Annotated in this window: 29 protein-coding genes; all 29 read left to right on the top strand. The window is 45.5% G+C overall.

The genetic code is table 11. The features are described from left to right. The first annotated feature begins 26 nt into the window (after positions 1 to 26). Positions 27 to 491, top strand: coding sequence for a PRC-barrel domain-containing protein (locus AB3489_RS08835; RefSeq protein WP_368292602.1), 465 nt, complete (start codon positions 27 to 29; stop codon positions 489 to 491). Next, positions 488 to 691 (top strand): hypothetical protein, encoded by a 204-nt coding sequence (locus AB3489_RS08830; protein ID WP_015042471.1) that lies wholly within the window; start codon positions 488 to 490, stop codon positions 689 to 691. The genes AB3489_RS08835 and AB3489_RS08830 overlap by 4 nt, the downstream gene beginning before the upstream one ends. Positions 692 to 886: 195 nt before the next feature. Then, positions 887 to 1936, top strand: a complete 1050-nt coding sequence (locus AB3489_RS08825; protein ID WP_019225789.1) for an AI-2E family transporter — start codon at positions 887 to 889, stop codon at positions 1934 to 1936. A gap of 340 nt (positions 1937 to 2276) precedes the next feature. Beyond that, complete coding sequence (gene alaS, locus AB3489_RS08820; RefSeq protein ID WP_368292601.1) at positions 2277 to 4910, top strand: alanine--tRNA ligase; 2634 nt, start codon at positions 2277 to 2279, stop codon at positions 4908 to 4910. 104 nt (positions 4911 to 5014) lie between these two features. After that, positions 5015 to 5266, top strand: coding sequence for an IreB family regulatory phosphoprotein (locus AB3489_RS08815; protein WP_015042474.1), 252 nt, complete (start codon positions 5015 to 5017; stop codon positions 5264 to 5266). Between the two features lie 158 nt (positions 5267 to 5424). Continuing rightward, on the top strand, positions 5425 to 6384 hold the full coding sequence (locus AB3489_RS08810) for an aldo/keto reductase (protein WP_368292600.1): 960 nt from the start codon (positions 5425 to 5427) through the stop codon (positions 6382 to 6384). A 382-nt stretch (positions 6385 to 6766) separates the two neighbouring features. Then, complete coding sequence (locus tag AB3489_RS08805; RefSeq protein WP_368292599.1) at positions 6767 to 6931, top strand: hypothetical protein; 165 nt, start codon at positions 6767 to 6769, stop codon at positions 6929 to 6931. A 35-nt stretch (positions 6932 to 6966) separates the two neighbouring features. Continuing rightward, positions 6967 to 7374 carry a Holliday junction resolvase RuvX gene (gene ruvX / locus AB3489_RS08800; RefSeq protein ID WP_368292598.1) on the top strand — a complete coding sequence of 136 codons (408 nt, stop codon included), beginning with the start codon at positions 6967 to 6969 and terminating at the stop codon, positions 7372 to 7374. Positions 7375 to 7452: 78 nt separating this feature from the next. Then, a complete protein-coding gene (locus tag AB3489_RS08795) occupies positions 7453 to 7767 on the top strand; it encodes a DUF1292 domain-containing protein (RefSeq protein WP_015042479.1) in 315 nt (104 codons plus the stop codon). 163 nt (positions 7768 to 7930) lie between these two features. Beyond that, positions 7931 to 8965 carry an endolytic transglycosylase MltG gene (mltG, locus tag AB3489_RS08790; RefSeq protein ID WP_368292597.1) on the top strand — a complete coding sequence of 345 codons (1035 nt, stop codon included), beginning with the start codon at positions 7931 to 7933 and terminating at the stop codon, positions 8963 to 8965. Between the two features lie 64 nt (positions 8966 to 9029). Further along, complete coding sequence (locus AB3489_RS08785) at positions 9030 to 10283, top strand: U32 family peptidase (RefSeq protein ID WP_368292596.1); 1254 nt, start codon at positions 9030 to 9032, stop codon at positions 10281 to 10283. 111 nt (positions 10284 to 10394) lie between these two features. Continuing rightward, on the top strand, positions 10395 to 10679 hold the full coding sequence (locus AB3489_RS08780) for a DUF4911 domain-containing protein (protein ID WP_368292595.1): 285 nt from the start codon (positions 10395 to 10397) through the stop codon (positions 10677 to 10679). 86 nt (positions 10680 to 10765) lie between these two features. Beyond that, on the top strand, positions 10766 to 12250 hold the full coding sequence (gene pilM, locus AB3489_RS08775; protein ID WP_368292594.1) for a pilus assembly protein PilM: 1485 nt from the start codon (positions 10766 to 10768) through the stop codon (positions 12248 to 12250). A gap of 12 nt (positions 12251 to 12262) precedes the next feature. Continuing rightward, entirely contained in the window at positions 12263 to 12808 is a 546-nt protein-coding gene (locus tag AB3489_RS08770; protein ID WP_368292593.1) for a hypothetical protein, read from the top strand. A gap of 14 nt (positions 12809 to 12822) precedes the next feature. Continuing rightward, entirely contained in the window at positions 12823 to 13347 is a 525-nt protein-coding gene (pilO, locus tag AB3489_RS08765; RefSeq protein ID WP_368292592.1) for a type 4a pilus biogenesis protein PilO, read from the top strand. Positions 13348 to 13756: 409 nt separating this feature from the next. After that, positions 13757 to 14500, top strand: a complete 744-nt coding sequence (gene sigK, locus AB3489_RS08760; RefSeq protein ID WP_368292591.1) for an RNA polymerase sporulation sigma factor SigK — start codon at positions 13757 to 13759, stop codon at positions 14498 to 14500. Between the two features lie 88 nt (positions 14501 to 14588). After that, positions 14589 to 15122, top strand: coding sequence for a YqeG family HAD IIIA-type phosphatase (locus tag AB3489_RS08755; RefSeq protein ID WP_368292590.1), 534 nt, complete (start codon positions 14589 to 14591; stop codon positions 15120 to 15122). A 29-nt stretch (positions 15123 to 15151) separates the two neighbouring features. Continuing rightward, the gene (gene aroE / locus AB3489_RS08750) at positions 15152 to 15982 is read left to right on the top strand and encodes a shikimate dehydrogenase (RefSeq protein WP_368292589.1); all 831 of its coding nucleotides are present in this window, start codon (positions 15152 to 15154) and stop codon (positions 15980 to 15982) included. Further along, on the top strand, positions 15979 to 16404 hold the full coding sequence (locus AB3489_RS08745; protein ID WP_368292588.1) for a prepilin-type N-terminal cleavage/methylation domain-containing protein: 426 nt from the start codon (positions 15979 to 15981) through the stop codon (positions 16402 to 16404). Before aroE ends, AB3489_RS08745 begins: the two co-directional genes overlap by 4 nt. 14 nt (positions 16405 to 16418) lie before the next feature. Next, entirely contained in the window at positions 16419 to 16958 is a 540-nt protein-coding gene (locus AB3489_RS08740; protein WP_019225803.1) for a shikimate kinase, read from the top strand. Continuing rightward, complete coding sequence (aroB, locus tag AB3489_RS08735; RefSeq protein ID WP_368292587.1) at positions 16955 to 18034, top strand: 3-dehydroquinate synthase; 1080 nt, start codon at positions 16955 to 16957, stop codon at positions 18032 to 18034. The genes AB3489_RS08740 and aroB overlap by 4 nt, the downstream gene beginning before the upstream one ends. A 180-nt stretch (positions 18035 to 18214) precedes the next feature. Further along, positions 18215 to 18550, top strand: coding sequence for a type II secretion system protein GspG (locus tag AB3489_RS08730; RefSeq protein WP_019225805.1), 336 nt, complete (start codon positions 18215 to 18217; stop codon positions 18548 to 18550). An 86-nt stretch (positions 18551 to 18636) separates the two neighbouring features. After that, positions 18637 to 19014 carry a hypothetical protein gene (locus AB3489_RS08725; RefSeq protein WP_368292586.1) on the top strand — a complete coding sequence of 126 codons (378 nt, stop codon included), beginning with the start codon at positions 18637 to 18639 and terminating at the stop codon, positions 19012 to 19014. A gap of 135 nt (positions 19015 to 19149) precedes the next feature. Further along, positions 19150 to 19647, top strand: coding sequence for a type II secretion system protein (locus tag AB3489_RS08720; RefSeq protein ID WP_368292585.1), 498 nt, complete (start codon positions 19150 to 19152; stop codon positions 19645 to 19647). Then, positions 19608 to 20030 carry a hypothetical protein gene (locus AB3489_RS08715; protein WP_368292584.1) on the top strand — a complete coding sequence of 141 codons (423 nt, stop codon included), beginning with the start codon at positions 19608 to 19610 and terminating at the stop codon, positions 20028 to 20030. The genes AB3489_RS08720 and AB3489_RS08715 overlap by 40 nt, the downstream gene beginning before the upstream one ends. Continuing rightward, positions 19972 to 21714 carry a GspE/PulE family protein gene (locus AB3489_RS08710; RefSeq protein ID WP_368292583.1) on the top strand — a complete coding sequence of 581 codons (1743 nt, stop codon included), beginning with the start codon at positions 19972 to 19974 and terminating at the stop codon, positions 21712 to 21714. Before AB3489_RS08715 ends, AB3489_RS08710 begins: the two co-directional genes overlap by 59 nt. A 25-nt stretch (positions 21715 to 21739) precedes the next feature. Beyond that, positions 21740 to 22903: a type II secretion system F family protein gene (locus AB3489_RS08705; RefSeq protein WP_368292582.1), complete on the top strand. Its 1164-nt coding sequence runs from the start codon at positions 21740 to 21742 to the stop codon at positions 22901 to 22903. A gap of 92 nt (positions 22904 to 22995) precedes the next feature. After that, positions 22996 to 23451: a prepilin-type N-terminal cleavage/methylation domain-containing protein gene (locus tag AB3489_RS08700; RefSeq protein WP_019225811.1), complete on the top strand. Its 456-nt coding sequence runs from the start codon at positions 22996 to 22998 to the stop codon at positions 23449 to 23451. 18 nt (positions 23452 to 23469) lie between these two features. Then, on the top strand, positions 23470 to 24840 hold the full coding sequence (locus AB3489_RS08695) for a hypothetical protein (protein WP_368292581.1): 1371 nt from the start codon (positions 23470 to 23472) through the stop codon (positions 24838 to 24840). The last annotated feature ends 24 nt before the right edge of the window (positions 24841 to 24864 follow it).

Below are 24864 nucleotides of genomic sequence, written 5' to 3'. Positions count from 1 at the left end.
ATAATCCTAAGGCAAATGAGGGAATTATGCGGAGGATGAGAGATATTGTCCGGCTCCCGGTGATTGATCTAAATTCCGGGGAACGTCTGGGCTGGGTAAAAGATATCATATATAATGAAAAAGACAATACGGTTTCCGGCGTCATCGTGGAAAAAGATTCTCTGCTCACGCACCCACTCGAAGACATGAGCAGAGATGATATCGTATCTTTCGGCAAGGATTCCCTTGCTGTTAAGAACCCAGAAGGGAAAAAGATTTCAGGTGCATCCTGGTCCCAGAAAGTCGGAAACAAGGTTTTTAATGGAGAAGGCGATATCAAAGGAACGATAGGCGATATCTATGTGGACAACACAGTCCAAAAAGTACTTGGTTATGAAATATCAGACGGTCTTTTTGCGGATTTGGTGAAGGGCAGGGAGGCTGTATTTGAGGAAAACATTCTTTGCGAGAGCCAGGATGTTGTTGTGATTGAAGGAGGTTCATTGTCATGATTTGCCCGGTTTGCGGGGGACGACAGACCGGAAAGGTCGGTGTGGAACAATACTATTGCTGGGACTGTTTTATTGAATTCAACAGTCATACCGATCAGGTAGTCGTATTTGATCTGGAAGAAGATGGGACACTGGTAGCGTGGGAAGATTTCTTCCTTGAAAGCGAGCAGATCGTTCAGGCTCAGGCAGCTGCTGAATGACGCCGAATTGCCATGTCTATACCTTCATACCGTGCATGTGTAGGATAGAGTTGGCACTTCGCTTATACCATGGATGGCAAGTAGCGGCAAGGCCAAGAAGCTAAGGCCACGGCCTGTCCATCGGGGGTTGGGATTTTCAAATTCATTTTGAAAAGACCACCCTTTATTTGTCTTAAAACATAACAGGAGGCGAGTATGGGACAGACCAAGCTGCGTTGGATTTTTGGCATCTTGTTGGTTATAGCAGGCTTCCTTCTGTTTATGAAGGTTAAAAAGATTGCTTTTTCTTTTGCAGCAGGCGCCGTTATAGCCTATCTTTTAAGTCCCATGGTCAATTGGCTCGAAAAAAAAGGCCTGCGCCGACGGTGGGCAATTGCCTTGATTTTCCTTTGGATTGTGGTTTTGCTTGCTGTGCTGTTTTTGTTGCTGCTGCCCACGTTTTACCTGGAGCTTGGAAGACTGTCCGTCGTACTGCCAGAGAGGCTGGAAGTCATTTACCATTATGTACAAACTGGGAAAAGTGTCTACCCGCAAAATATCCTGCCTGAAGAGCTCAGCAGATTAATGGATAAAAAACTGATTCAAGGGCAATCCTATCTGACCGGCTGGCTGGAAAAGGTCATGGAAAATATTCCGGCTTTGCTTTCTTCCATCGGATTAATGGTTCTTTCCCCAATTCTGGCCATCTATTTTTTGACGGACTGGAGAAAAATTGCAGACGGGGTTTTAATGCTTGTTCCTGGCAGGATGAGGGAGCAGTGGCACAAGGTATTACAGGAAATTGATTATGTGATCAAACGGTATATCCAGGGCAATATGATTGATGCGGTCATCGTCGGCCTTCTGATCGGCATAGGGATTAAGCTCATCGGTATGGAATATGCGCTGATTATCGGGATTATTTGCGGAATTACCAATCTGATCCCGTATTTTGGTCCGATCTTAGGCGGCATACCGTCAATTTTACTAGGCTTAAGCAGATCCCCTCTGATGGCTGTAAAAGTCACCCTGGTAATCTTCATTGTCCAGCAGCTGGACAGCAATCTGATTAATCCGCGTCTGATGAGTAATAAAATCGGGCTTCATCCGCTCTGGGTCGTTTTTGCTCTTTTGGCCGGCGGGGAAATCGGCGGTTTGCTCGGAATGCTTTTTGCCGTTCCACTGGCAGCGGTCCTGCGTATTATCATCAGAAATATTTATTATTATCTGATTGCACCGCGAGATCTGAAGTCAACGAAGAATTAAGTAGGATTTGTGGCTATCAGGTCTGTTGACAGGCAACTTCTCTTTTGGCTATACTTATTTTAGTGTATCAGAAAGTGTAAGTATTTCCTGAACCAGCTAAGTGCAACGAAGGCTGCCGCCTGTGCCAAAGAGGCTTGGTGCCAGCCAAGTTTTCTTATGTCTTAGCTAGATTTGCCTTTGCTATTCTGTAATAAATATAAGCTTAAGTACCATGTCAACCCTAAATCTGATATATCCTGTGGGCAGATTTCTCGCAATACGGCGTTGTCGTTGATCGCCATTATGTTATCATTTTAGAGTTGACAAGGCACGAGGAGCCTTCCATATAAGGAGGAAGTAGATGTATACCGGAAATCAACTGCGCGAAATGTTTCTGAAATATTTTGAGGGAAAAGGACATGTTATTCAGCCCAGTGCCTCCCTGATCCCGAAAGATGATCCTACTTTGCTTTTAACGGTAGCCGGAATGGTTCCGTTTAAGCCATATTTTTTAAGGCAAGTGGAACCTCCGTTTTCGAGAGCGACCACCGCTCAGAAATGTGTCCGGACCCCCGACCTGGAGAGTGTCGGCAAAACGGCCAGACACCATACTTTTTTTGAGATGCTCGGTAATTTTTCTTTTGGTGACTATTTTAAAGAGGAAGTCATTCCATGGGCCTGGGAATATATTACCGTCATACTGCAAATTCCCGTCGAAAAGCTCTGGGTAACCATCTATCCAGAGGACGAAGAGGCCAGAAGTATCTGGTCAAAGGCAGGTGTAAGTCCGGATCGGATTGTCGCCGATCCCGAGAATTTCTGGGCTGCCGGACCGGTCGGACCTTGCGGGCCTTGTTCGGAAATCTACGTAGATCTTGGAGAAAGTCGGGGCTGCGGCAAAGATGATTGTGCAATTGGCTGTGACTGTGACCGTTTCCTGGAGGTTTGGAACCTGGTCTTTATGCAGTACATAAGAAATGAAGCCGGTACACTGACTCCTCTGCCGAAGCGAAATATTGACACCGGGATGGGGTTGGAAAGAATCGCATCGGTGATTCAGGGAGTTGAATCCAACTTTGATACGGATTTATTTATGCCGCTCATCAATAAAACGGCAGAAATCGCCGGCTTGCAATATAAAAAAGATCCGAAGACGGATGTTGCGTTGAAGGTCGTTGCCGACCATGCCAGAGCAGTATCTTTTATGCTGGCGGACGGAATTAGGCCGAGCAGCGACGGACGTGGTTATGTTTTGCGGCGAATCTTACGCCGGGGCATTCGTTTTGCCCGGCTTTTAGGAATTGAAAAGCCGTTTTTGGAACAAATATTCCGTGTTATCCAGGAACATTATGCACACTGGTATACGGAGCTCAAGGAGAATGAAAATTTTATCCTCAATCATTTGCGGCTGGAAGAAAAGAATTTCCAGGCTACCCTCGAGCAGGGCATGCTGATCCTTCAGGATAAGGTGAAAGCGTTCAGAGAATCGGGTCAGAAGATCCTCAGTGGGGAAGACGCTTTTCACCTGTATGAGACCTATGGTTTCCCGGTAGAATTGACGGAAGAAATGTTGCTGGAAGAGGGGATCTCCGTGGATATGGAGTCGTTCGACAAAGCATCGGAAGAACACCGTCTGCTGGCGAAAGAACAATCCCGTCAGATGAAGGCTGCCGGGGAAAACAGCCTGCTCACGGAAAAAGCGAAAAGACTGGGGCCGACCCGTTTTCTCGGTTATGAACAACTGGAAAGTGACAGCATCATTGAAGCGATGTTCAATGAAGAAGGGGAAGTGGATGGGGCCGGTGAAGGAGAGGAAGTCATTTGTCTTTTGGATCAGACACCTTTTTATGCTGAGAGCGGCGGACAGATTTCAGACGAAGGAATCATCCGGACCGGCAAGGCGTATGCTGAAGTACTGGAATTGCGGAAACTTCCGAGCGGCGCGATCACGCACCGTCTGCTGATCAAGGATGGCGTGCTGAAAATAGGGGAAAAGGTCCACACCGTCGTCAATAAGGAAAAACGCAAGGCCATCGCCGGACACCATAGTTCAACGCATCTTCTGCAGACGGCGCTGCGTAAGATCTTGGGAGATCACGTCCAACAGGCAGGTTCTCTTGTTACGAGTGAACGCCTGCGGTTTGATTTTTCACATTTTTCACCGCTTACGGCTGAACAAATTACCGAAGTAGAAAACAACGTGAACAGGCAAATTATGGCGAGTCTTACGGTGCAAGCGGAGGAAATGAGCATGAACCAGGCCCGCGAAAAAGGCGCGATTGCGTTATTTGGTGAAAAATACGGAGAAATTGTGCGTTTGGTCGAAATGGGTGATTACAGCAGAGAACTCTGCGGCGGAACGCATGTCAAAAATACAGGGGAAATCGGCTTGTTTAAAATCATTTCCGAGGGCGGTATCGGCGCAGGCTTAAGAAGAATAGAGGCTGTGGCCGGTATGGAATCTTTGGCATACTTAAGAGAAATGGAGAGCCAGTTCGATGAGATCAGTACGGTGCTGAAAGTTCAACCAAAGGAAAGCGTGAAAAAGATTCACCTTATGACTGCTCAGATCAGAGAACTCGAAAAAGAAATTCAGCAGCTGAATGCTAAGCTGTCTAAATATGAAGCGGACAGCATCATGAGCAAGGTTCAGGATATCCACGGCGTAAAAATACTCGCTTCCAGGGTTCAGGCCCCGGATATGGAGACACTCAGACAAACAGCGGACATGCTCCGGGACAAGCTGAAAGAAGGTGTCATTGTACTGGGCGCGGTTGCCGACGAAAAAGTAAATCTGGTGACTGTGGTTCATCCGTCGGGGTTAAATGGACTTCATGCCGGCAAGATTATTAAGGAAGTGGCTTCGATTACAGGCGGCGGAGGCGGGGGCCGTCCCGACATGGCCCAGGCCGGTGGCAAGGACCCTTCCAAGCTTGGCGAGGCGCTGGATAAAGTACCTTCCATAATCCATCATTTTTTGGGGCATAATAGTTAAAGATTACTAAAAAAGTTAAAATATTTTTAACAAACTGACAGGTAATCTTTGGATCAATGCAGAATAATGTATAACATACTGGTGAAAGAAAGGAGGTATAAACCTTGAGTAAGATGGAAGAAACCATGATGTTCAAATCCCATCCAGGTGACAATTCACCGCGGGAAATATTGCAACAGGTTTATGCTGCACTGCAGGAGAAAGGATATGATCCGATCAATCAGTTGGTGGGTTATTTGATGTCCGGAGATCCTGTCTATATTACCAGTCATAATCAGGCCAGAACCAAAATCCGTAAGCTGGAACGTTATGAATTGCTGGAGGAACTGGTAAAATTCTATTTGCGCGATCTATAAAAAAGAATTTTCTTATTTTTTATTTTCACCTTTTTCTTTAAGAATTCTTTTGGCATCTGAATACCTTTCATTTTTTTGGATTTTTTCAATTAACACGAATGGTTCTTATTTTTGCGTTGCGTTTGATAGCTGCCCTCACAGTACGTGGGGGCTTTGTTTTGGAGGACAGTCATTTGCTGAAGGTCAAATTAGGGCTAAAGGGTCCGACGGTGTCGGAGATATGTTTTGGCAGCCTCGCGATTTCTTCGCTTCAGGGCAGAGTGAGCGAAGAGCAGGGAAGAGAGATCCTTCAATATGCGTTTTCAAGGGGGATAGACTGGGTCGATACGGCAGAACTCTATGAAAACTACAGTCAGTTAAAACCTGTTCTGGCTAGGAACCCCGAGATGAAAGTTGTATCCAAATCTTATGCGGTGACGCATCAGGAGCTGGATGCGAGTCTTGAGAAAGCCAGAAAGGAACTGGGCAGGGATTCTATTGATATCTTTCTACTTCATGAGCAGGAAAGCCATTTGACGCTCAAAGGACATGCTGCGGCCTGGGAAGGACTGCTTGAAGCAAAGGCCAGGGGTCAGGTCGGGGCGATCGGAATCTCGACCCATGCGGTTCAAGGGGTAAGAGCAGGGGCACTTCAGCCGGGTCTTGACGTGATTCACCCACTCATTAATTACCAGGGGCTCGGTATTATCGATGGAAGTCTTGGGGACATGCTGGAAGCTATTGCGTTTGCAGCTGAATTAGGTATCGGGATCTATGCGATGAAGGTTTTTGGCGGTGGGCACTTGGCGGCTGAACCAGAAAGGGCCGTGAATTTTATCCGGAGTATTCCAGGAATTCAGGCGATGGCTTTAGGCATGTCATCGATTCCGGAAGTAGACTATAACCTGGCACTGCTAAACGAGGAACCTATATCCGATGAATTGCGTCAAGCGGTTCTGCACCGGGAGAGAAAACTGTACATCGCCGACTGGTGCCAGGGCTGCGGAAAATGCGTCGGCGGCTGCCCGCAAAATGCGCTTTATCTTAACGATGGACAGGTTTGTCTGCAGCCGGAAAGATGTGTTCTATGCGGATACTGCGGCAGATATTGCCCACATTTTTGTTTGAAGATTATATGATACCTTTGTATTATTTGCCTTTTTCTGGGGACGGTCTGCATGCCACAATACCGCTTTCGGCCGTTGCGTCCTCCTTGACGCGTCGCTCCTTTCCATCCATGGCATCGCGACATTAGGCCATCCGTGGCCGTCAAAAGGCCGCGCTCCGCATCCATGCTCCGCTTGTCGCGGAACTGTGGCACGCAGACTGATCATATGAAATTGAGCCGACCTGAGGTTAGCATACTTGATGCCTTTCATGAAAAAAATTTAAATAATATTTTCTGTAAACCGGGATAATAATAGCGGAGAAAAATGTTAAGGTATATAATTAGGATAAGTGACGTACATCTGAAAATAATCGAATAGTGATACCAAAATGTACAGACAGGGGGACGCTGTTATGGAAAAGAAAGTTCAGGAGTATTGCATTGAATGCGGTGAAGTTACTGAATTCCTGTATGATGGCGAAGAATGGTTGTGTAAGAATTGCGGAAGTCACAATTCGCAGGGTGTAATGAACGACTCTATTCCATTAAACAACGATGACGAGCAGGACCGTGCGTAGACCTTGCGTGGTCAGGCAGTTGCTGAGGTGCATGAATGAGGATAATGGGGCTGGATCTTGGTGAAAAGACGATTGGCGTCGCGATGAGCGATCCGCTGGGTATTACCGCCCAGGGAGTGGAAGTCATAAGAAGAACCAAAAAAGAGAAAGAGCGGGAAGAATTAGCCCGCCTGATTCGGGAATACGAAGTGGATGAAATTGTTCTGGGATATCCGAAGAATATGAATGGGACACTCGGTGAAAGGGCGAAGCTGACGGAGATTTTTGCCGAAGAACTTCGTGAAGGCTATTTACTGCCGGTGAAGTTGTGGGATGAACGGCTGAGCACCATCGGAGCCCAAAGGGCCTTGCTGGAGGCAGATCTATCCAGAGCAAAGAGAAAAAAAGTCATTGATAAAATGGCGGCAGTATTCATTCTCCAGGGATATCTTAATAGCAAGTGAACGGAAATTGAGATACCATTTGACTTTCTTTTCCTGCCAAGGTAGAATTACAATATCTGATTTGAAGAGGTGATACATATGTCCGATGAAATTAATAAGCAAGATGATCTTGATGATGAAGAGGTTTTTGATGTCATTGTCTTAAATGATGACGAAGGAAATGAAAACGAATTCATGCATCTTGCCACCCTCGAAGTTGAAGGCAGTACGTATTTCGTGCTTCTTCCTGTTGAAGAAACAGAAGAAGACGAAGAGGAAGCCGAAGCCATTATTCTGAAGCTTGGCAAAGATGAAAACGGTGAAGACATGCTCATGGATATTGAAGACGATGAGGAATGGGAAAAAGTTGCCGATGCTTGGGAAGAAATGGAAGACGAGTTTGACGAAGAATAAGCAGAAAATTTGTTCTTAAAGTCATAAATAATTTTAGAAACTCACGCTGAAAAGCGTGAGTTTCTTATTGACGAAAAAAAAGGTATAATAGCACATAGCAGGTTTGTCAATTGATCATTATTTTAGTCATTTAAATTCTGGGATAAGGAAAGAGAGAGGTAAAGTGAGGAGAAAACGCCGAAAGGCTCCTGTAAGAAAAAAAATCTATACGATTGGCATTATTTTGGTCGTGCTGCTTGTGCTGTTGGCCGGAGGATCATGGTGGTCAGGGAATTTAAAGCCGGTCTCCGACTCTTCCGATAAAGTTGCTTTTGTTCTGGAGCCCGGCATGAATGCCTCTGAAGTTGCGGCCAAGCTTGAAACTGACCATTTAATTCGCCAGGCAAGTGTGTTCCGCCAGTTATGCCGGATTAACAAAGCTGATTCCAAGCTGGTTGCAGGATTATACTATCTTTCACCTTCCATGAGCTCCAGGGAGATCCTGGATACGCTGATGAAAGGACCGGAACCGGAAGTTGTCCGGATTACGATTCCGGAAGGATATACGGTTGCCCAGATTGTCGATAAGCTCGTCGAGAATAGCTTGGGAACGAAGAATGAATTTTATGACGCTATGGAACGATTTGATCAGGATAATTACAGCTTTTTGGCAGATATCCCTTCGGGTGAAAACCGGCTGGAAGGCTTTCTGTTTCCCGACACGTATTTCTTTGATAAAAAGGCTACGCCCTCAGCAACCATTGAACGATTTTTGCAGCGTTTTAAACAGGAGCTGACACCTGAAATCACGAAACGACTGGCTGAACGGAATATGTCTGTTTCTGAGTGGCTCATCAAAGCTTCCCTCGTCGAGAAAGAAGCGAAGAAAGCGGAAGAAAGACCGTTGATTGCAGGTGTTTTTGAAAACCGTCTAAAAATTGACATGCCGCTGGAATCCTGCGCAACGATTCAGTATATCTTGGGGGAAGTCAAACCGGTGCTAACCATTGCGGATACCCAGATCGATTCTCCGTATAATACGTACCGGAATACCGGGCTGCCTCCCGGACCGATCGCGAACCCGGGTCATGCTTCTTTACAGGCCGCGCTTTACCCGAAAGATACCGACTATTTCTTCTTTGTCGCCAAAAATGACGGGTCACATGCTTTTGCTGTTACCTATGAGGAACATTTAAAAAATGTAAGCATCTATCAATAGAAATATTTGATAAAAACGTGATCATTAATTGTCTAAGTTTAAAAATAATACAGCGGAGAAACTGATGAATAAACCGGAACTCCTGGCACCTGCCGGGGATTTTGAAAAGTTAAAATTTGCGTTTGCGTATGGTGCTGATGCGGTATATGCAGGGGGAGCTTCGTTTGGCTTGCGGGCTTATGCCGGGAACCTGAATGATGACGAACTTAAGTGGGGAGCCGAATATGCGCATAGACTTGGCCGGAAGATCTATATTGCCGTCAACATTTTTGCGCATGAACAGGATTTTGCCGGACTTAAGGATTATCTGATCAGATTAACGGAGCTTGAAATTGACGGGATCATCGTCTCTGATCCCGGGATACTGTCCCTGGCCCGGAAGGAAACGCCGGATCTGCCCGTCCATTTGAGCACGCAGGCCAATTGTACGAATGCAGCCAGTGCCAACTTCTGGTTTTCCCAGGGCGTGCGCAGGACCGTACTTGCAAGGGAACTTACACTGGAAGAACTAAAAACCCTCTGTCCCCAAGCCCAAGGCGAATCGGAAATCTTTGTCCATGGAGCCATGTGTATGTCGTACTCGGGACGCTGCCTTCTGAGCAATTACCTCACTGGTCGTGACGCCAACCACGGAGAATGTACCCATCCCTGCCGCTGGGGCTACGCGCTGGTCGAAGAGAAGAGACCCGGACAGTATTTTCCGTTGGAGGAAGATGTCAGGGGAAGCTATATATTTAACTCCCATGATCTTTGCCTTCTGCCCCATTTGCCTTTATTAAGAGATTTAAATCTGGCAAGCTATAAAATAGAAGGTAGAATGAAAAGCGCCTATTATGTAGCGAGTACGGTCAAAGTATATCGGGAAGCTTTGGACGTCCTATGGGAACAAGGAGAAACAAAATTTAGAGAAAAAATTCCCTCCTGGCTTGCTGAAATGGACAAGGTGAGTCACCGTGACTATTCGACCGGATTCCTTTTTGGAAAACCGGGGGCTGAAGCGCATAACATTGAGACTTCCAATTATATCCGCGAATACAGTTTTGTCGGAAGAGTGCTGGAACAAGAGGAATGCGCGGCAATCGGGAAGGAAAACGAATACGGCTGTTGGATAGAGCAGCGTAATCATTTTCGGGAAGGCGACGAGCTTGAAGTGCTTGCCCCGGAAGGAGAACCGTGGACATTTAGAGTGAACGGCCTCTGGAATTTGGACGGGGAGGAAACCGATGCGGCAAGGCATCCGCAGCAAAAACTGAAGATTGCGGCTCCCGCATCGTTGCAACCTTTCAGTATCCTGCGAAAAGTTGTGCCTGCCCGTTAGGTTCATGATCACCCCAATCATTCATACAAGCTTGATGTACCCTAGGGAAGAACAACCTGAGATAACAACAAAGAATAAAAGCATCGGGCAAAGACACAGGAGAAAGACCAGATGAAAAAAGACGAGAATACGGAAAACGAAAATCTAAAAGCGAAATCAATTGCTGAAGAATCCCACATCAGCTGGGAAAGTTCTGATCTGCTGGTCAAAGCGAGGATTCCCCGTTCAGATATTCAGCTTTTGGCCAAATATGTCGAGGGACTTGGTCACCTGGGGGTGGTCACAACAACCGATAAAGCCAGAGGTGAAGTAATGATCCAAACGACCAGGTACTGCTGGCCTGAACTAGAAAAAATACTCTCGGCACTTCCTTTGCAAATGGAGATTTTACCCTAACTGGAATTTGATATTCCTTGAATTATAATTGGATATTCTGCCAGAATCTTGTTGTTCTGAGAAAAATCCTATACTATTATAGTGTTATGGGTGATACGAGAAGAGTAGGAGAGACTTTCCGCATGAAAAAACACTGGCTGGCTGTCATCGGTGAAAATGAATTGTCAATAGCCACAATTGCTGTCGGAAAATCTAAAGAAATTGAGATACATATGCATGCATCATACAAGGAACCGGGCGGTAAAAATATTGGCTATGCCGTGCCGGCCGGTTATGATGTTTCGGGTCTGAAGAACTGGCTTCAATACCAGCGGATACCGCTCCATAAACTAAAAATTGCCGTTTCGGGTCAAGGATTAATTACGACCATTATTACACTGCCGAATATGGCGGATCAGGAACTCGAAAAATTTATTGCCGGAGATATGGATGAATATCTTGAACGGTATACCGATCATTATATTGTGGACTATCGCATCCTGAAAAAATATCAGGAAAACGGGACGCCCATGTTAAAAGTCCTCCTGGCAGCTTTCCCAGCCGAAAAAATGAAACAGGTTCAGTCGTTTTGCCGGGATCTTGGGATTGAGCCCAAGACGGTGGATCTTACTGCGGATTGCCTGGCCAGAATTTATTCTTTTTTGGCAGAAAGAATGCCTGCACATGCTTCCCAGGGAAATACGGAACAAGGACAAAACAATAACGATTTCGCGATTGTCTCTTTAAATCCGGGGCTGATTGAGTTTGTACTGCTGGAAAATGGCAGCTTCTTTTTGTATACCGATTTAAAAGTTAATACGGACGAGAAAACCGTCCATGCAGAAGAAACTCTCAATGCGGATGAAAGAAATCAAAATGCGGGTAGAACAGGGAATACCGAAAAACATGCTTTCCCTGAAGACTTGCCCCAATCAACAGGCCAGGAACCTTCTGATCTGTTAAATGAATTAATTGGGTTGGAGACCAAAGATGACGAATATCCGCGGCTCGATTTTTATAGGGTCCAAAACCTGCGGAATCATCAAGAAACATTATCTCTGGAGGAATTAGAAGCCGCGGAATTCTATTATTCCCAGCTGGAATCCGTCAAATCTGTCAAAGAAAAAGACGAGTTTGTCCTGGAAGATTTATTTGTGCCTTACGAGTTATTGGACGAGGAATTACCTATCTCTTCTACATATCAGGATTTAGAAAAAGAAATGGCCGCTAAAGCTAATAAAAAAGCTGACAAAAAAGCTGACCTGAGTATGTACAGTTCGCCGAAAGAACTTTCTGATATTTCCGGCAAATTAGATTTAAGCCCGATCATATCCGCATTATCCAAGCTATTGAACTTCTATTCCGACCGTCATGCCGGAAATTCGGTAGGGACAATCTATCTGACCGGAGAGTACTGCCTCTGGCCAGGGCTGGAAGAATATTTTCGAAAAAGTTTACGGATCAACACCGAAACAGGCTTTCCAAATAACTGGATGCCGCTGTTTAAGGCGGACGGGGATACAAGCCTAGCGGAAAACTGGCAGAAGTATGGCAGTCTGTATGGACTCGCCTTACGTGAAGATATCCACTAACTGGAGGGGCAAATGAACGAAAGAACACAGTTTAATTTTGCGCTGCGCTGGGAAATTGAAGCCGGCAGCGGAAAACAGCCTGTTCGAAGAAAGCTTAGCGTCGTTGTTAGGATAATTGCTGTTTTTTTTGCTGTCATCATTCTAGCCTCCCCGTGGGTTTGGCAGCAAAAACTGGCCTTAGATTTAGAAAGGATAGAAGCCAGCATTCAGTCCTACAATGAAGTTGCTGCTGTCATGGCAGAAAACGACAGGCTCCGTTCCCTGATCGCTGATCAGCGCAGCTTTCTGGAGCTTGGGACAAAGGGATCAATCAGCAATCCGGCAGTTATAAGGAGTCAAATAGGCGGACTTTTGCCGGGAGACGCGCAGGTTACTTCTTTTCTGCTTCAGGCGGATAATATGGTCCAATTGCAGCTGATCCTGCCTGAATCAGTAAATATCCGCAGTTTAGAAAATATTTTTATTGATTCCGGTAGGTTTGAAAGTTTTGATATCCAAACGATTTCATTGAATGACAGGGGACAGACGTTAAATCTCGCTCTGAAACTGAAACCGTAGGAGAAATAGAAACGATGCGTATGAAGAAAAATGGCATTTTAATAACAGGCCTGATCATTCTGCTCGGGATAGGTTATGTCTATCTGCTGGTTGGTCAGTTTGGGGTGCTGCAGAAGAATTCAGCTCAACTCCGCGAACGCGAGGCTTATTTGGTGACGTTGCAGAACAATTACATCAATTTGTCCGGGCTGAAACAGGAACAGACGGATTTAACAACTCAAGCTGCTGAACTGGATCTGACCGTTCCGAAAAACCTGGTCAAACCGGATATGATGGTCTTTATTTTCAATCTGGCCAAAGACAGCGGGATCAATTCTCAGAATCTGACTTTTGAAGAGATGAAAGATGAAGGCAGTTATTCTTCTCTGGCTATGAATTTCTCCTGTACGGGGCCAACCGCCAAAATCTATGCCTTTGTGGAACGGCTTCGCAAGGTAAGTCAGTATAATCTGGCGCTGGACAGCATCCAGGTAACCGAAGGCGAAGAGGATACGGCTGCAGCCAGAATTAGGATCATTGCTTACGGATACAAAGAATAAACAACTAAGGTGATTTTAAACAAAAATGCATCCATTTTGGGGTATTGTTTTACTTGCTCAGGATGGTGTAGCCTTGCACAGATACTGCGCTCACACGTTCTCGCTGCTACAAACATAACCCCTTGCTAATATGCCAAAACCTCTGGGCTTTCTGCAAGTGAACCGTTGGCATATTTAAAAGCTGTTGGTTTATGTTTGCTAAACGCAGCTGGCACTTGCGTTCACTTCGTATCTGTGCAAGGCTGCACTGCCCAAGGGAAAAGAAGAAAAACTGCAAATGTAACACTTTATGGCTGAGTTTTGTACAGCCATTTTTGTTTGACCAAAAAATTTCCGGGTCAGGATAAGCAGTATTCTTTTGCTCCGCGCATAGTAATTAAAAGAGCATGCGTAAGGAGTTGAAGAGTTAATGATTGCTGAAGCTTTTCTTGTCGGGCTTGCCTTATCGGTGATTAAGGGCGTTACCCTACTGGTATCATATATTAATAATAATGCGTTCCCCCAGCCGTTAGGAGAAAGGGAGGAAGCCGAATATCTGAGTATCCTGGCGGACTACAAAAATGCCGGAAGTTTTTCCAATGAACTTGTCGCGGAAAACGCACGAAATAAACTGATTGAGCATAATCTGAGGCTGGTCGCGCATCTTGTAAAAAAATATGACGGAACCGGAGCGGACAGTGACGATCTAATTTCGATCGGGACCATCGGCTTAATCAAGGGCATCAATACATTCAACACGGAAAAGGGAACCAGACTCGCCACCTATGCGGCACGCTGCATCGAAAATGAGATTCTAATGTATTTGCGCTCCCTGAAAAAATCCCGCGGGGAAGTGTCCATTTATGATCCGATTGGTACGGATAAAGAAGGAAACGCGATTAATCTGATTGATGTCCTGGGTACAGATCCGGATGCAATTTCGGATCAGGTGGAAAGTCAATTTGAACAAAGAGTGGTCCTGGAAAAACTCAAATATTTGACTGGAAGGGAACAAACGGTGATAAAACTTCGTTTCGGCCTGATGAACACGCCCAAAAAGACTCAGAGAGAGATAGCCAAACTGCTGGGAATCTCCAGGTCCTACGTCTCACGGATAGAGAAAAAAGCGGTGCAGAAACTGATGGAGGAAATGAAGGATCACCGGGAAAAATAACAACCTGTCAGGTACAACTTGCCTTAAACTTGCCAGAAACAGGTTGCTCTTGGATATTGAGCTGATATATAATTATTTGGTAATATAAATGGAAAGCAGAGGAACCGGTATGCGCGGAATCTTACGACCGGATTTTCAATATGAGATGCTGCAGGATATTCAGGCAGAGGATCTGCAGGCAAATGGCATCAAGGGTTTAATCCTGGATCTGGACAACACCATAACACCTTGGAATGACAGAACTTTAACCGAAGACGTGATTGCGTGGTTTAAAAAAATGAATGACGCAGGGATTAAAGCCTGCATCGTTTCCAATAACAGAGGACCCGAAAGGGTTTCTGCGGTTGCTGATGTGCTGGAAATACTTTATGTTTACAGGGCCAAGAAACCGCAGAAAAAAGCTTTTCTGAGAGGGATCCGGGTCCTGGATATTCCGGAGTCCGAGGTCGCAGTGATTGGGGACCAGCTGTTTACAGATGTTTTTGGCGGCAACAAGCTCGGACTTAAGACCATATTAGTTTCACCGATTGCTCAAAGGGAATTCCCTGGTACGAAAGTCCTGCGTTTTATGGAACGGCTGGTAGGCAGAAAAGCCAAGTATACCCGCACCATAAAATCTTAAGAATACTTAAGGCTATTAAGGGGATACGCATGAAGTATGCAATCATCGGTTATCCTGTGGAACATTCCCTGTCTCCGAAAATGCACGAGGCAGGATTTAAGGCTGCCGGTTTGCCTGCAACCTACGACAGGATCACAGTTCAGCCGACTCAATTGGCTGAAAGTATCGGATATCTCAAAAATAACGGCTATGATGGCTGGAACGTCACGTATCCGCTGAAGGAAAAAATCATTCCTTATATGGATGTCCTGACTCCTGAAGCGCAACGTATTGGCGCAGTCAACACCGTGAAAGTCCAAAACGGAAGACTCTATGGGCATAACACGGACGGGGGCGGCTTCATTCAGGCTTTGCTGAGTAAGGGTTTCGTTTTTGAGGGCAAAGAAGTTGTCATATTAGGGGCCGGAGGGGCTGCAAAAGCCATTGCGGCAGCCCTGGCATCCTTACAGGTAAAAATGCTTATTCTTAACAGAAGTGAGGAAAAAGCTGTGATTCTCGCCGGAAAAGTCAACACGCTCGGCGGAAATGCGGCCTCGGGTATTTTGGCACCCGGGCACTGGCTGGAGGTTGTGGATTTGCTGATTCAAACAACCTCGATTGGCATGAAAGGCGAAGCGTATACGATCGATCTTCAAGGCCTTAATCCTTCGGCTTGGGCCGTTGATCTGATTTACCATCCGGCCGTTACAGATTTCATGGCGCAGGCCACTGCCTGCGGCTGCCGGTCCATGAATGGTCTGGATATGCTGCTGTTTCAGGGGATCCTTGCCTGGGAGTTCTGGCTGGAGCAGAAGGCTCCGCTGGACATTATGCGCAAAGCTTTACAGGAGAAACTGAGAGATAACAGGGGATCGGAATGATTGCGAAGAAAAGAAACGGGTACTCATTGATTGAGATCCTGCTTGTGCTTGCGCTGTTATCAAGTGCAGCCTTTACTTTCCTTGTGCACATTCCGCAGCAAATGGAGGAACGGAGACTGGAACTCTCAGCGGCAGTTCTGCTTCAGGACTTACGGGAAGTTCAGCAGACAGCTTTGGCTGAGAATGTTTGGTATAAAGTCAAATTTTTTGTTTATACCGGTGAATATAAGATCTTCAGACAGGGAGAATTTATCCGCAAAGTTAACCTGGAGAATGGTGTGCACTTTGCCAATAGTCCTTCTGATCTTACTTTTCGCCCGACAGGGACGCCTGACACCGGTCTGACGGTCATGCTGGCGTCAGGGGATTTAGAAAGAAATGTGATTGTTGCGCCTGTGATGGGCAGGATCAGGATGGAATAGAGAGGTGAAATTTCGTGTCCGATAGCCTGAATTCGATACCCCAAAATATTGTACTTATCGGCTTTATGGCTGCTGGAAAAAGCAGTGTCGGCAAGCTTCTGGCCAGGGAACTCCGCTGGGCATTTCTGGATACGGACAGTGAGATCGAAAGAGTGACAAGGTTGAAAATCCCGGAAATTTTTCAAAAATACGGTGAAGCAAGGTTCCGGTCGGAAGAAAATCTGCTGGTTCATAAGATTTCCGGATTTACCGATACAGTGATTGCCACTGGCGGAGGAACGGTTTTAAATCCGGAAAACTGGAATATTCTCCACGGACTTGGGAAGTTGGTTTACCTATATGTTCCATTGGAGATTGCTTTACAGAGAGCAAAAGAACATCACGATCGGCCGCTTCTTTCCAGCAGCGAGCCGGAACAAATAGAAAAGCTCTGGAGAGACCGGGAAGTGATTTACAGAAAGGCGCCTATAACGGTTGACACATCGGATAAAGATGTTCAAACCGTTGCGGCGGAGATCCTCGAACTGCTGAAAGGAGAACACATTACAGCATGATACAGAGAATAGATGTCAGTAGAGGACACGGTTACCCACTGTTACTGGGAGCAACTTTGGACGAGCTTGGCGGTCATTTGAAAACAGCATACGGCACGAGCGGGCATTATCTTCTCATCACAAATGATGTTGTGGCCGGATACTATGCAGATAAACTTTTGGACGGAATGAAGGACTTAAAGACCGATTTGATTACCGTTCCTGACGGTGAACAGGAGAAATCACTGGACAGGATCAGTAAACTGACGGAACAGGCGCTGCAATTCAAAGCGGACAGGGACACTGTGGTGCTGGCCCTCGGCGGAGGGGTGATCGGGGATTTGTCCGGATTTTTTGCAAGTATTTTTATGCGTGGAATGCGTTACATCCATATTCCGACCACCTTGCTGTCCCAGATTGATTCGAGTATTGGCGGCAAGGTGGCGGTGAACCATCCTTCCGGTAAAAACCTCCTGGGGTCTTTTTATGCCCCCCAGGCCGTCTGGACGGATTTTGACACCTTGCAGACACTTCCGTGGGAAGAGATGCGGAACGGGCTTGCCGAAACCATTAAACACGCGCTTGTCGCTGATCCGGATTTGTTTGAATTCATCGAAGAACATGCTGATGCTATCAAAGGATTGGACTACAAGATCATTAAGGAAATGTCCCTGCGGTCTCTGGCTGTCAAAGTTAAGATTGTCACTGAGGATGAGAAAGAAAAGGGAAACAGGATGCTTCTGAATCTCGGACACAGTTTCGGGCATGCTCTGGAGACAGAGGAAGCCTATCAGGGTGTTATGCACGGCGAAGGGGTCAGTATCGGGATTGCCGCCGCAGCCAATCTGTCCAGAGAAAGAGGTTTGGTTAACGACAAACAGCTTGACAGAATCCTGAATCTCTTAATGAAAATGGATTTGCCCACTACGGCCAAAGCGCATGACCGGGCAGTACTTCTTGGACACATGTCTGCAGATAAGAAGAATAAAGCCGGTAATAAGGTGCTGATTTTGCCGGTCGGCATTGGGAGATCGGTCATCGCTGCAGACTGTAACGATGAAGAAATCCTTAGGGCCTGGGAAAAAGTCATCATTTAGGTCAAATAAGTACTAATAATATAAATTGCAGAACAAAAAAATGTAAGTTGAGATTTACAGCAGTACCTTTTTGCTGTTCCCAAAAAATACCAATCTTAAAGGAAATAGAATATTTGTGTAGAAAATATGTAATTAATTTACATATTTTTTTGTTTTATCAGAGACAAGAAAGGAATCGTTATGCCAAAAGCTTGCAAGAACGGTTTTACTTTATGGGAAGTATTATTGGTCATCGCTTTGTTGGGTATCCTGGCCTCTATGATTCTGCCATGTTACAGCGGCAGTATCAACAGTACAGAATCGGAAGTGCACAAAGTCAATATTCTCAAAATAGAAAGTGCTGCAAGACTATACCGTCTTGACGTGGGCAGCTATCCGGAAAGTCTGAATGATCTGATTACCTGCCCTTCTGCTGATCTAAACTGGCAAGGACCGTATCTTGAGGAAATACCGGCATGCCCGTTTGATCCAAGCAAACATTATACGCTTGATGATGGAAAAGCAGTGGTTCGTTAAGCTAAGGATACTAATCCAAGCAAAGCTTGTTTTTTTTAATTTTTATAGGATTTACGAATTAATCTACTTAGGGGGGAGGCGCAGGAATGAACGATAAGAAAAAAGGTTTTATTTTGCTTGACGTTTTAACGGGACTCTTTATTTTTAGTTTGGGATTTGCAGTCATGCTTGCATTAATCAACACAGCTTATATCAAGAACAGCTATACGGATAATATCCTGCAGGCAGTCAATCTTGCCAGCTCGACAGTAGATGAAATTACGGTGGTCCTGCTCGAGGATCCTTCTGCCGTTAATCGTTATTTGAACGGAACTGAGCGCGATGAATCCGGCCGGTTTTCCAGAACTGTTTGTTGTGAATGGGACTCTCAAAATCTGCTGAAAATTTCTGTAAAAATCATCTGGACAGAGTTGAAAGATCAAAAAGAGTACAACCTGACCTATCTGCATTATATTGCAGAATAATAATTAATTTGGGAAAATAAGTAAATTATTTATAAAACAGGCAGGAAGTTTTAGAAATATGTAGAAATATAGTAATTAAGTTAAATAATGGAAATAAAGTAGATGAGAGTTTGACTATGCTGGTTGGAGTAACATATGGCTGGGTTGACAAAGAAAACGGTACAGCAAAATAACAAGGGGTTTACGCTGTTAGAAGTCCTCGTTTCGCTGGTCATTACCGGAATCATTGCGGCAATGGTTCTTCAATTGTATATCAGCCAGTACCGGATGGCTAAAGGGCTAATGGCAGATGGCGACCTTTCCTTTGCAGCTGTCCGGGCAGGTCAGGTATTGACCACCGCTGTTTCTACAGCAGAAGGTGTAGCATGGACAGGCAAAGTATTACGTATCAACTGTCTTGAGGACGGTAAGATCATTACAGACAGCTACTATCTTGCGGACAAGGACTTTAACGGAGTTTTGGACTTGTACCGTGAACATCTTGGCGTTCCGATTCCGGTAGCAAGCAGGATTTGTGAATTTCATTGTACTGGGGTTAGGGAGGGATTATGGCAAATATCTATAACAGCAGCGCAGGCGGAAAGAGCCATTTATTGGCAAAGAACTGTTCGCGTCAGAAGTTCTTCGGAATAAATTGGGAAAGCGGTAATGTATCTTTACTGATACTTCTTGTTACGTTTTCTTTATCCTGGATGGGAGTTCAGACCTTTATTCTGATCTGCTCACAGGAACGTATCGTTGTCTGCGAGGCCCAAAAAATTAAGACCGCTTATATGGCTGACAGCGGGCTGGAATACGCCAAAGCAGTTCTTGCTCATGATCCTTCCTGGCAGGGGAGCATTCAATACGATTCGGAAGGAATGGTTGTGAAAGTTGATGTTATACGGGAAAACGATGTAACTCAAATCACATCCAGGGCAACAATGGGGAATATGAAACAGTGCAGGGTTGGGGAGCTTGTGTTGGGAGAAGATGGGAAGTACGACCTTACCGGGTACAGGTACGTTTATGATTGATCAGTCCAAACCAGGATTTTGGAAAGATTTTGTACTTAAAGAACTTTACGTGTATGCCCGTGAGAACAAGGCGCTTATTTCAAATGCCGATGAGATAGCTACTCAGCTTGCCCTGCTCGACCAGGGAGTAAAACTTGAAGAACTTCTTGCAGCGTATTTGGCAGAAGAGGAAATCCTGGAATTTAAAAGCCGGATATCAGGAATTAACATGATCAGTCTTGCTGAGAGACCTGTCAATGTTTCAGCAGCAAAATTGGTTTCGGAAGAACTGGCCCGGAAATATACGCTGATTCCGATTGCGGCTCAGAATCAAAGAATCATCATCGCTATGGCGGATCCTACAGATAGAACCGCGTTGGATGATGTGATGCTTTTTACCGGATATCAGGTTGATCCACTCCTGGCTTCCGCTGAAGAAATCAAAATTGCGATCCGAGAATGTTTTACATTGGAAAGATCAACTGGGGAACATGCTGTTCTAAATCCAAACGAATCAGTGAGCTGGAAGATTGAAGAAAATATTAATGCCCAGGAAACGCCGGTCGTCAGCCTTGTTGATTCACTGTTCCGACAGGCTGTTATCGAAAAAGCAAGTGATATACACTGGGAACCGATCGAAACCGGATTCAGCGTGAAATTTCGGATAGATGGGCTGCTGATGGTTAAGGAAAACTTGCCAAAGGATCTGTCCAGAAGTGTTACCGCCCGCTTGAAAGTCATGTCGGGTCTGGATATAACCCAGAGACGTCTCCCTCAGGATGGCAGAATCATGCTGGACATTTCTGATAAGAAAATTGATGTCAGAGTTTCTACTTTTCCGACTGTCTATGGAGAAAAAGTCGTGACCAGGATTCTGGATGAAAAGACCGCACGTCTCTCCCTGGAAGAACTGGGTATGCGGGAGGATGTTGAATACCAAATTCGAAAGCTTATCCGCCAGCCGCATGGGCTGATCCTCATTTCCGGCCCGACCGGGAGCGGCAAAACCACCACATTGTATGCCCTGATCCGGGAGCTGCAGTCTGAAACCATCAATATGGTATCCATCGAAGACCCTGTCGAATACCGGCTACCGGGAGTCAGTCAGGCCCAGGTCAATGCCGGTATTGGCCTGGACTTTGCAAGTGGCCTGAGATCCATTCTTCGTCAGGATCCGGATGTTATCATGGTAGGGGAAATAAGAGACAGAGAAACCGCCAAAATTGCAACAGCGGCTGCAATGACCGGGCACCTTGTTTTATCTACCGTTCATACCAATACTGCAGCAGAAGCGCTTACCCGTTTATTGGATATGGATATCGATGCCTATATGGTAGCTTCGGCGGTTTGCGGGGTACTGGCTCAGAGACTTGTCCGGAGACTATGTCTGAATTGCCGGAAATTAAAACCGGTTTTAGCTGAAGAGAAACAAATTTTTCACGGGGAAGCCTTATCAGCTATTTATGAACCGGCAGGCTGTTCCAAGTGCCATGGGACCGGATACAACGGCAGGATAGGGATTCATGAATATCTTCCCTACAATCAGGAAATTAAGGAACTAATTCTGCAAAAAGGCAGTGCCGCCAGCCTTGAAAAGGTCTCTGGAAAATCTGGAATGCTTACGTTGAAAGAAGATGCGCTTAGGAAAGTCGCTGCCGGAATAACTTCTCTGGAAGAAATCATGAGACTGTGGGCGGAAATATAGATTAGGACAATAAGAGGGTTTGCGATTGCTCTGGAAATGGAAAGCCGTTGATAAAAATAGCAATATACGGAAGGGCTACTGGGCGGAGGAAGATCAAAGCAGAGTTGTTTCCGGGCTAAGGGAACAGCATTTATATCCCGTGGAGATCACCAGGGCATTATTCACTTCGATGTGGATCAGATACAAGACGGGAAATAGAAAACTGTTTTGGGGGAGGACAGCTCGTAAGCTGGGAACAATGCTGGAGGCAGGCATTCCTCTGCTTGCGGTATTAGATGTCATTGCGGAAAGAGAAAGAACCGGTTTAGATAAAAATCAATGGAAGCAGGTTAGCCGCTCTCTTCAGGCTGGCGTCGAACTGCATGTCAGTTTGCAGGGCATCATTCCCTCTCCGGGGCACCTGTTTGACACGATGGTCAAAGCCGGCGAAAGAAGCGGGACTCTGCCGACTGCGTTGATCGATATCGCAGATTATCTGGAGGACGCGTATTTTTTTGAGAAGAAATTCAAAAATGCTTTATTTTATCCGGTTCTGCTTCTTGTCGCATCTTTGTTTATTATCTATACCCTCAGTATTATGATTCTGCCGATGTATGAAACCCTTTTCCGCGGGTTTGAGACGGAATTGCCGCTGGCAACAAAAATAATGTTTAATGTGGGTTGTTGTATCCCGTATTTGACAGCCGTTATCCCTGTTCTGGCCATAACGGTGTGGCTGCTGAATAAAAAAGGATATTCCTTCATCATACCTGGAACCGGTAAGATCAACAGAACCAGGCAGCTCATTCAATTTTGTTCGGTCCTGGGAAGATTGCTGGACGCGGGGCTGTCTCTGCAGGAATCACTGCTCCTGGTGAAAAACCTTTTCAAGGATCATCTGATGCAGGAATTGACAACCCAATTAATTTTTGCTGTTAACGAAGGAAGAAGAATGTTCTCGGTCATCATGGCGAGTAAGCTGTTTCCTCCTGAAGTTGCAAAAATGCTGGAGATTGCGGAGGAATCCGGCAAACTTAGTGAAATGCTTGCGTATATGACTCGGATGTTCAAAAAAGAGCTGGAGGAGCGAATTGAGCAGTATACGAAGCTCTTAGAGCCTGCTCTAGTGTTTCTTATGGCGGGCCTGGTCGGGTTCGTGGCTATCGGAGTTCTCCTGCCGATCTTTGATATAAGCTCACAGATCCATTAAGCTGATATTTTGTACAATAAAATTGAACATGCCATTAAATCACAGGCAAAAATTAAAATAAACGTCAAAAAATACAGGGAGGAATGTCTTAAGTGGTTAAAAACGAGAAAGGATTTACCCTTCTGGAAGTTATGCTGGTGGTCGTTATTCTGGCCATCCTAGCCGCAATTGTCATCCCGCGTTTCGTTGGGAATGCAGAAACAGCTCGGGAGAAAGCCGACATCACAACAGGACGTGAAGTCAAAGCAGCGCTGGACAGGTATCAGGTCGACAATGGAATATATCTCAGGATTGATGAACTTTCTGCTGCAAACGGAACGATCACGGGTTCAGGACTTATCCCTGATTATATTGCCAGACTTGATCCAACGGTGACGCAGCAAAAGGCCGAGACAGGGAAAACGGGCTTTGGTATTGCAGAAATTACCGGAAATACCTTTCCTGACCCCGGAAATTTGATTATGGTATATCTAAGTTCGGATGGATCTCAGGCTGAAGTTAAAGTTTTTGACGAAAGCCTTGCCAGTACTTTATGGTCGTCTATTTAGAAGGCAGGCCGAGAAAAAATGCTTTTTTTAGAGATTGATGCCCAAGAAATAAGATTTTTTTATCGCTCGAAGCGTCTTGGAAACATGGGTTCCGATATTGTCGTCTCCAGCTTTCCACTGGAGACTTTTTCAGGGTCCGAAGGCAGTGACACCGAAGAAAATCTTAAAATGGTTCTGGATGAATATCGTCAAAAAGACTGTCAGGGACGATTCGGGCAACGAAAATGTTCGAGAAAAGTCCCTGTTTATCTGTTGCTTCCTTTTCAGAACGGGCTGATCAGGGAATTTTGTATTCCTTGGGTTGTTCCGAAGTATCGGGATAAAACAGTTCATTTCTGGCTTGAACAGGAAGTTCCGGTTCCAATCAGCGAACTTAGTTATGAATACGTGGTATTGGACGAGAAGAAGGATGAATATCTTCGGATCAGCGTCATTGGCGTAAGGAAAACTACGCTTGAGCTTTATGCCCGGTGTCTTCAGCAGACGGGATATGAACTTTGCGGTGCTGAATATACTGTTCAGGCATTTGGCGGGATCCTGGCACCTTTAAAAGAAAAAAGAATTCTTTGCCTGTTTAAACTTCATAATCAAAATATCCAGGCTGTCCAATATCGCAATGGCTTGCCGGAAGTGATAAGGGTGATCCCGGGCAGTGAACTGGAGACTCCGAAATATCAGATTTATACTGCGCTGAAAGACTGCACAATTCCTTTCAATATCGTTGTCACGGATGGAAGCGCTGAAGCCACCCGGATCGCAGATATCCTGATTGATTCAGGAGAGGCTGAGGGTGCCCGGACACTGGAATCCGTTTATCAGGAATTCGATTCCAGTGATTTTTCGGCAGATAGCCATTCTATGAATTTTCATTACCTGGCACTGCTGGCTGGTAGGCAAAGAGTGAAAGAAAAGAAAAACTGCAATTTTGGCTGCATTTTTTTGCGGCCGGCCAAAATAAAAACATGCCTGCTGGCCCTGATGATTTTTATTGGAATGGTCTTCGGGATAGGTTGTTATTGCTATCCGCTAATCAATCATATTTCTGAGCACCAGATAGAAATTACGGCACTGCAGGAACAGGTCGATGAACTAAACGCGGAACGGAAAAATCAGATCTGGTCGGAATGGGAACGGAACCGCAGCGATACATTTGGGGATTTGACAATGGTTCAGAAGTCCTTAACCAGCCTTAACAGCAGTATACGTTTGAATCGTCTGAGCTATCGGCAGAATACGCTGTACCTATATGCGGACTGTTCCGATAATCTTAGTATCACAAGTTTAATCGGGGTTTTGACGGAAGAAGGCTGGAGGGAACCAGTCCTGACCGATTATGATTATCGGGATAAAACAATTTCGTTCTGCTTGCGTGTAGAAAGAAAAATTTGAAGTGAGGTAAAAATGTGTCTTTTA

The sequence above is a fragment of the Dehalobacter sp. TBBPA1 genome, from assembly GCF_040931655.1.
In the GTDB taxonomy this organism is placed as follows: domain Bacteria; phylum Bacillota; class Desulfitobacteriia; order Desulfitobacteriales; family Syntrophobotulaceae; genus Dehalobacter; species Dehalobacter restrictus.
Note: the sequence above shows the minus strand (reverse complement) of the source record. Positions and strands in the feature narration are given on the sequence as shown.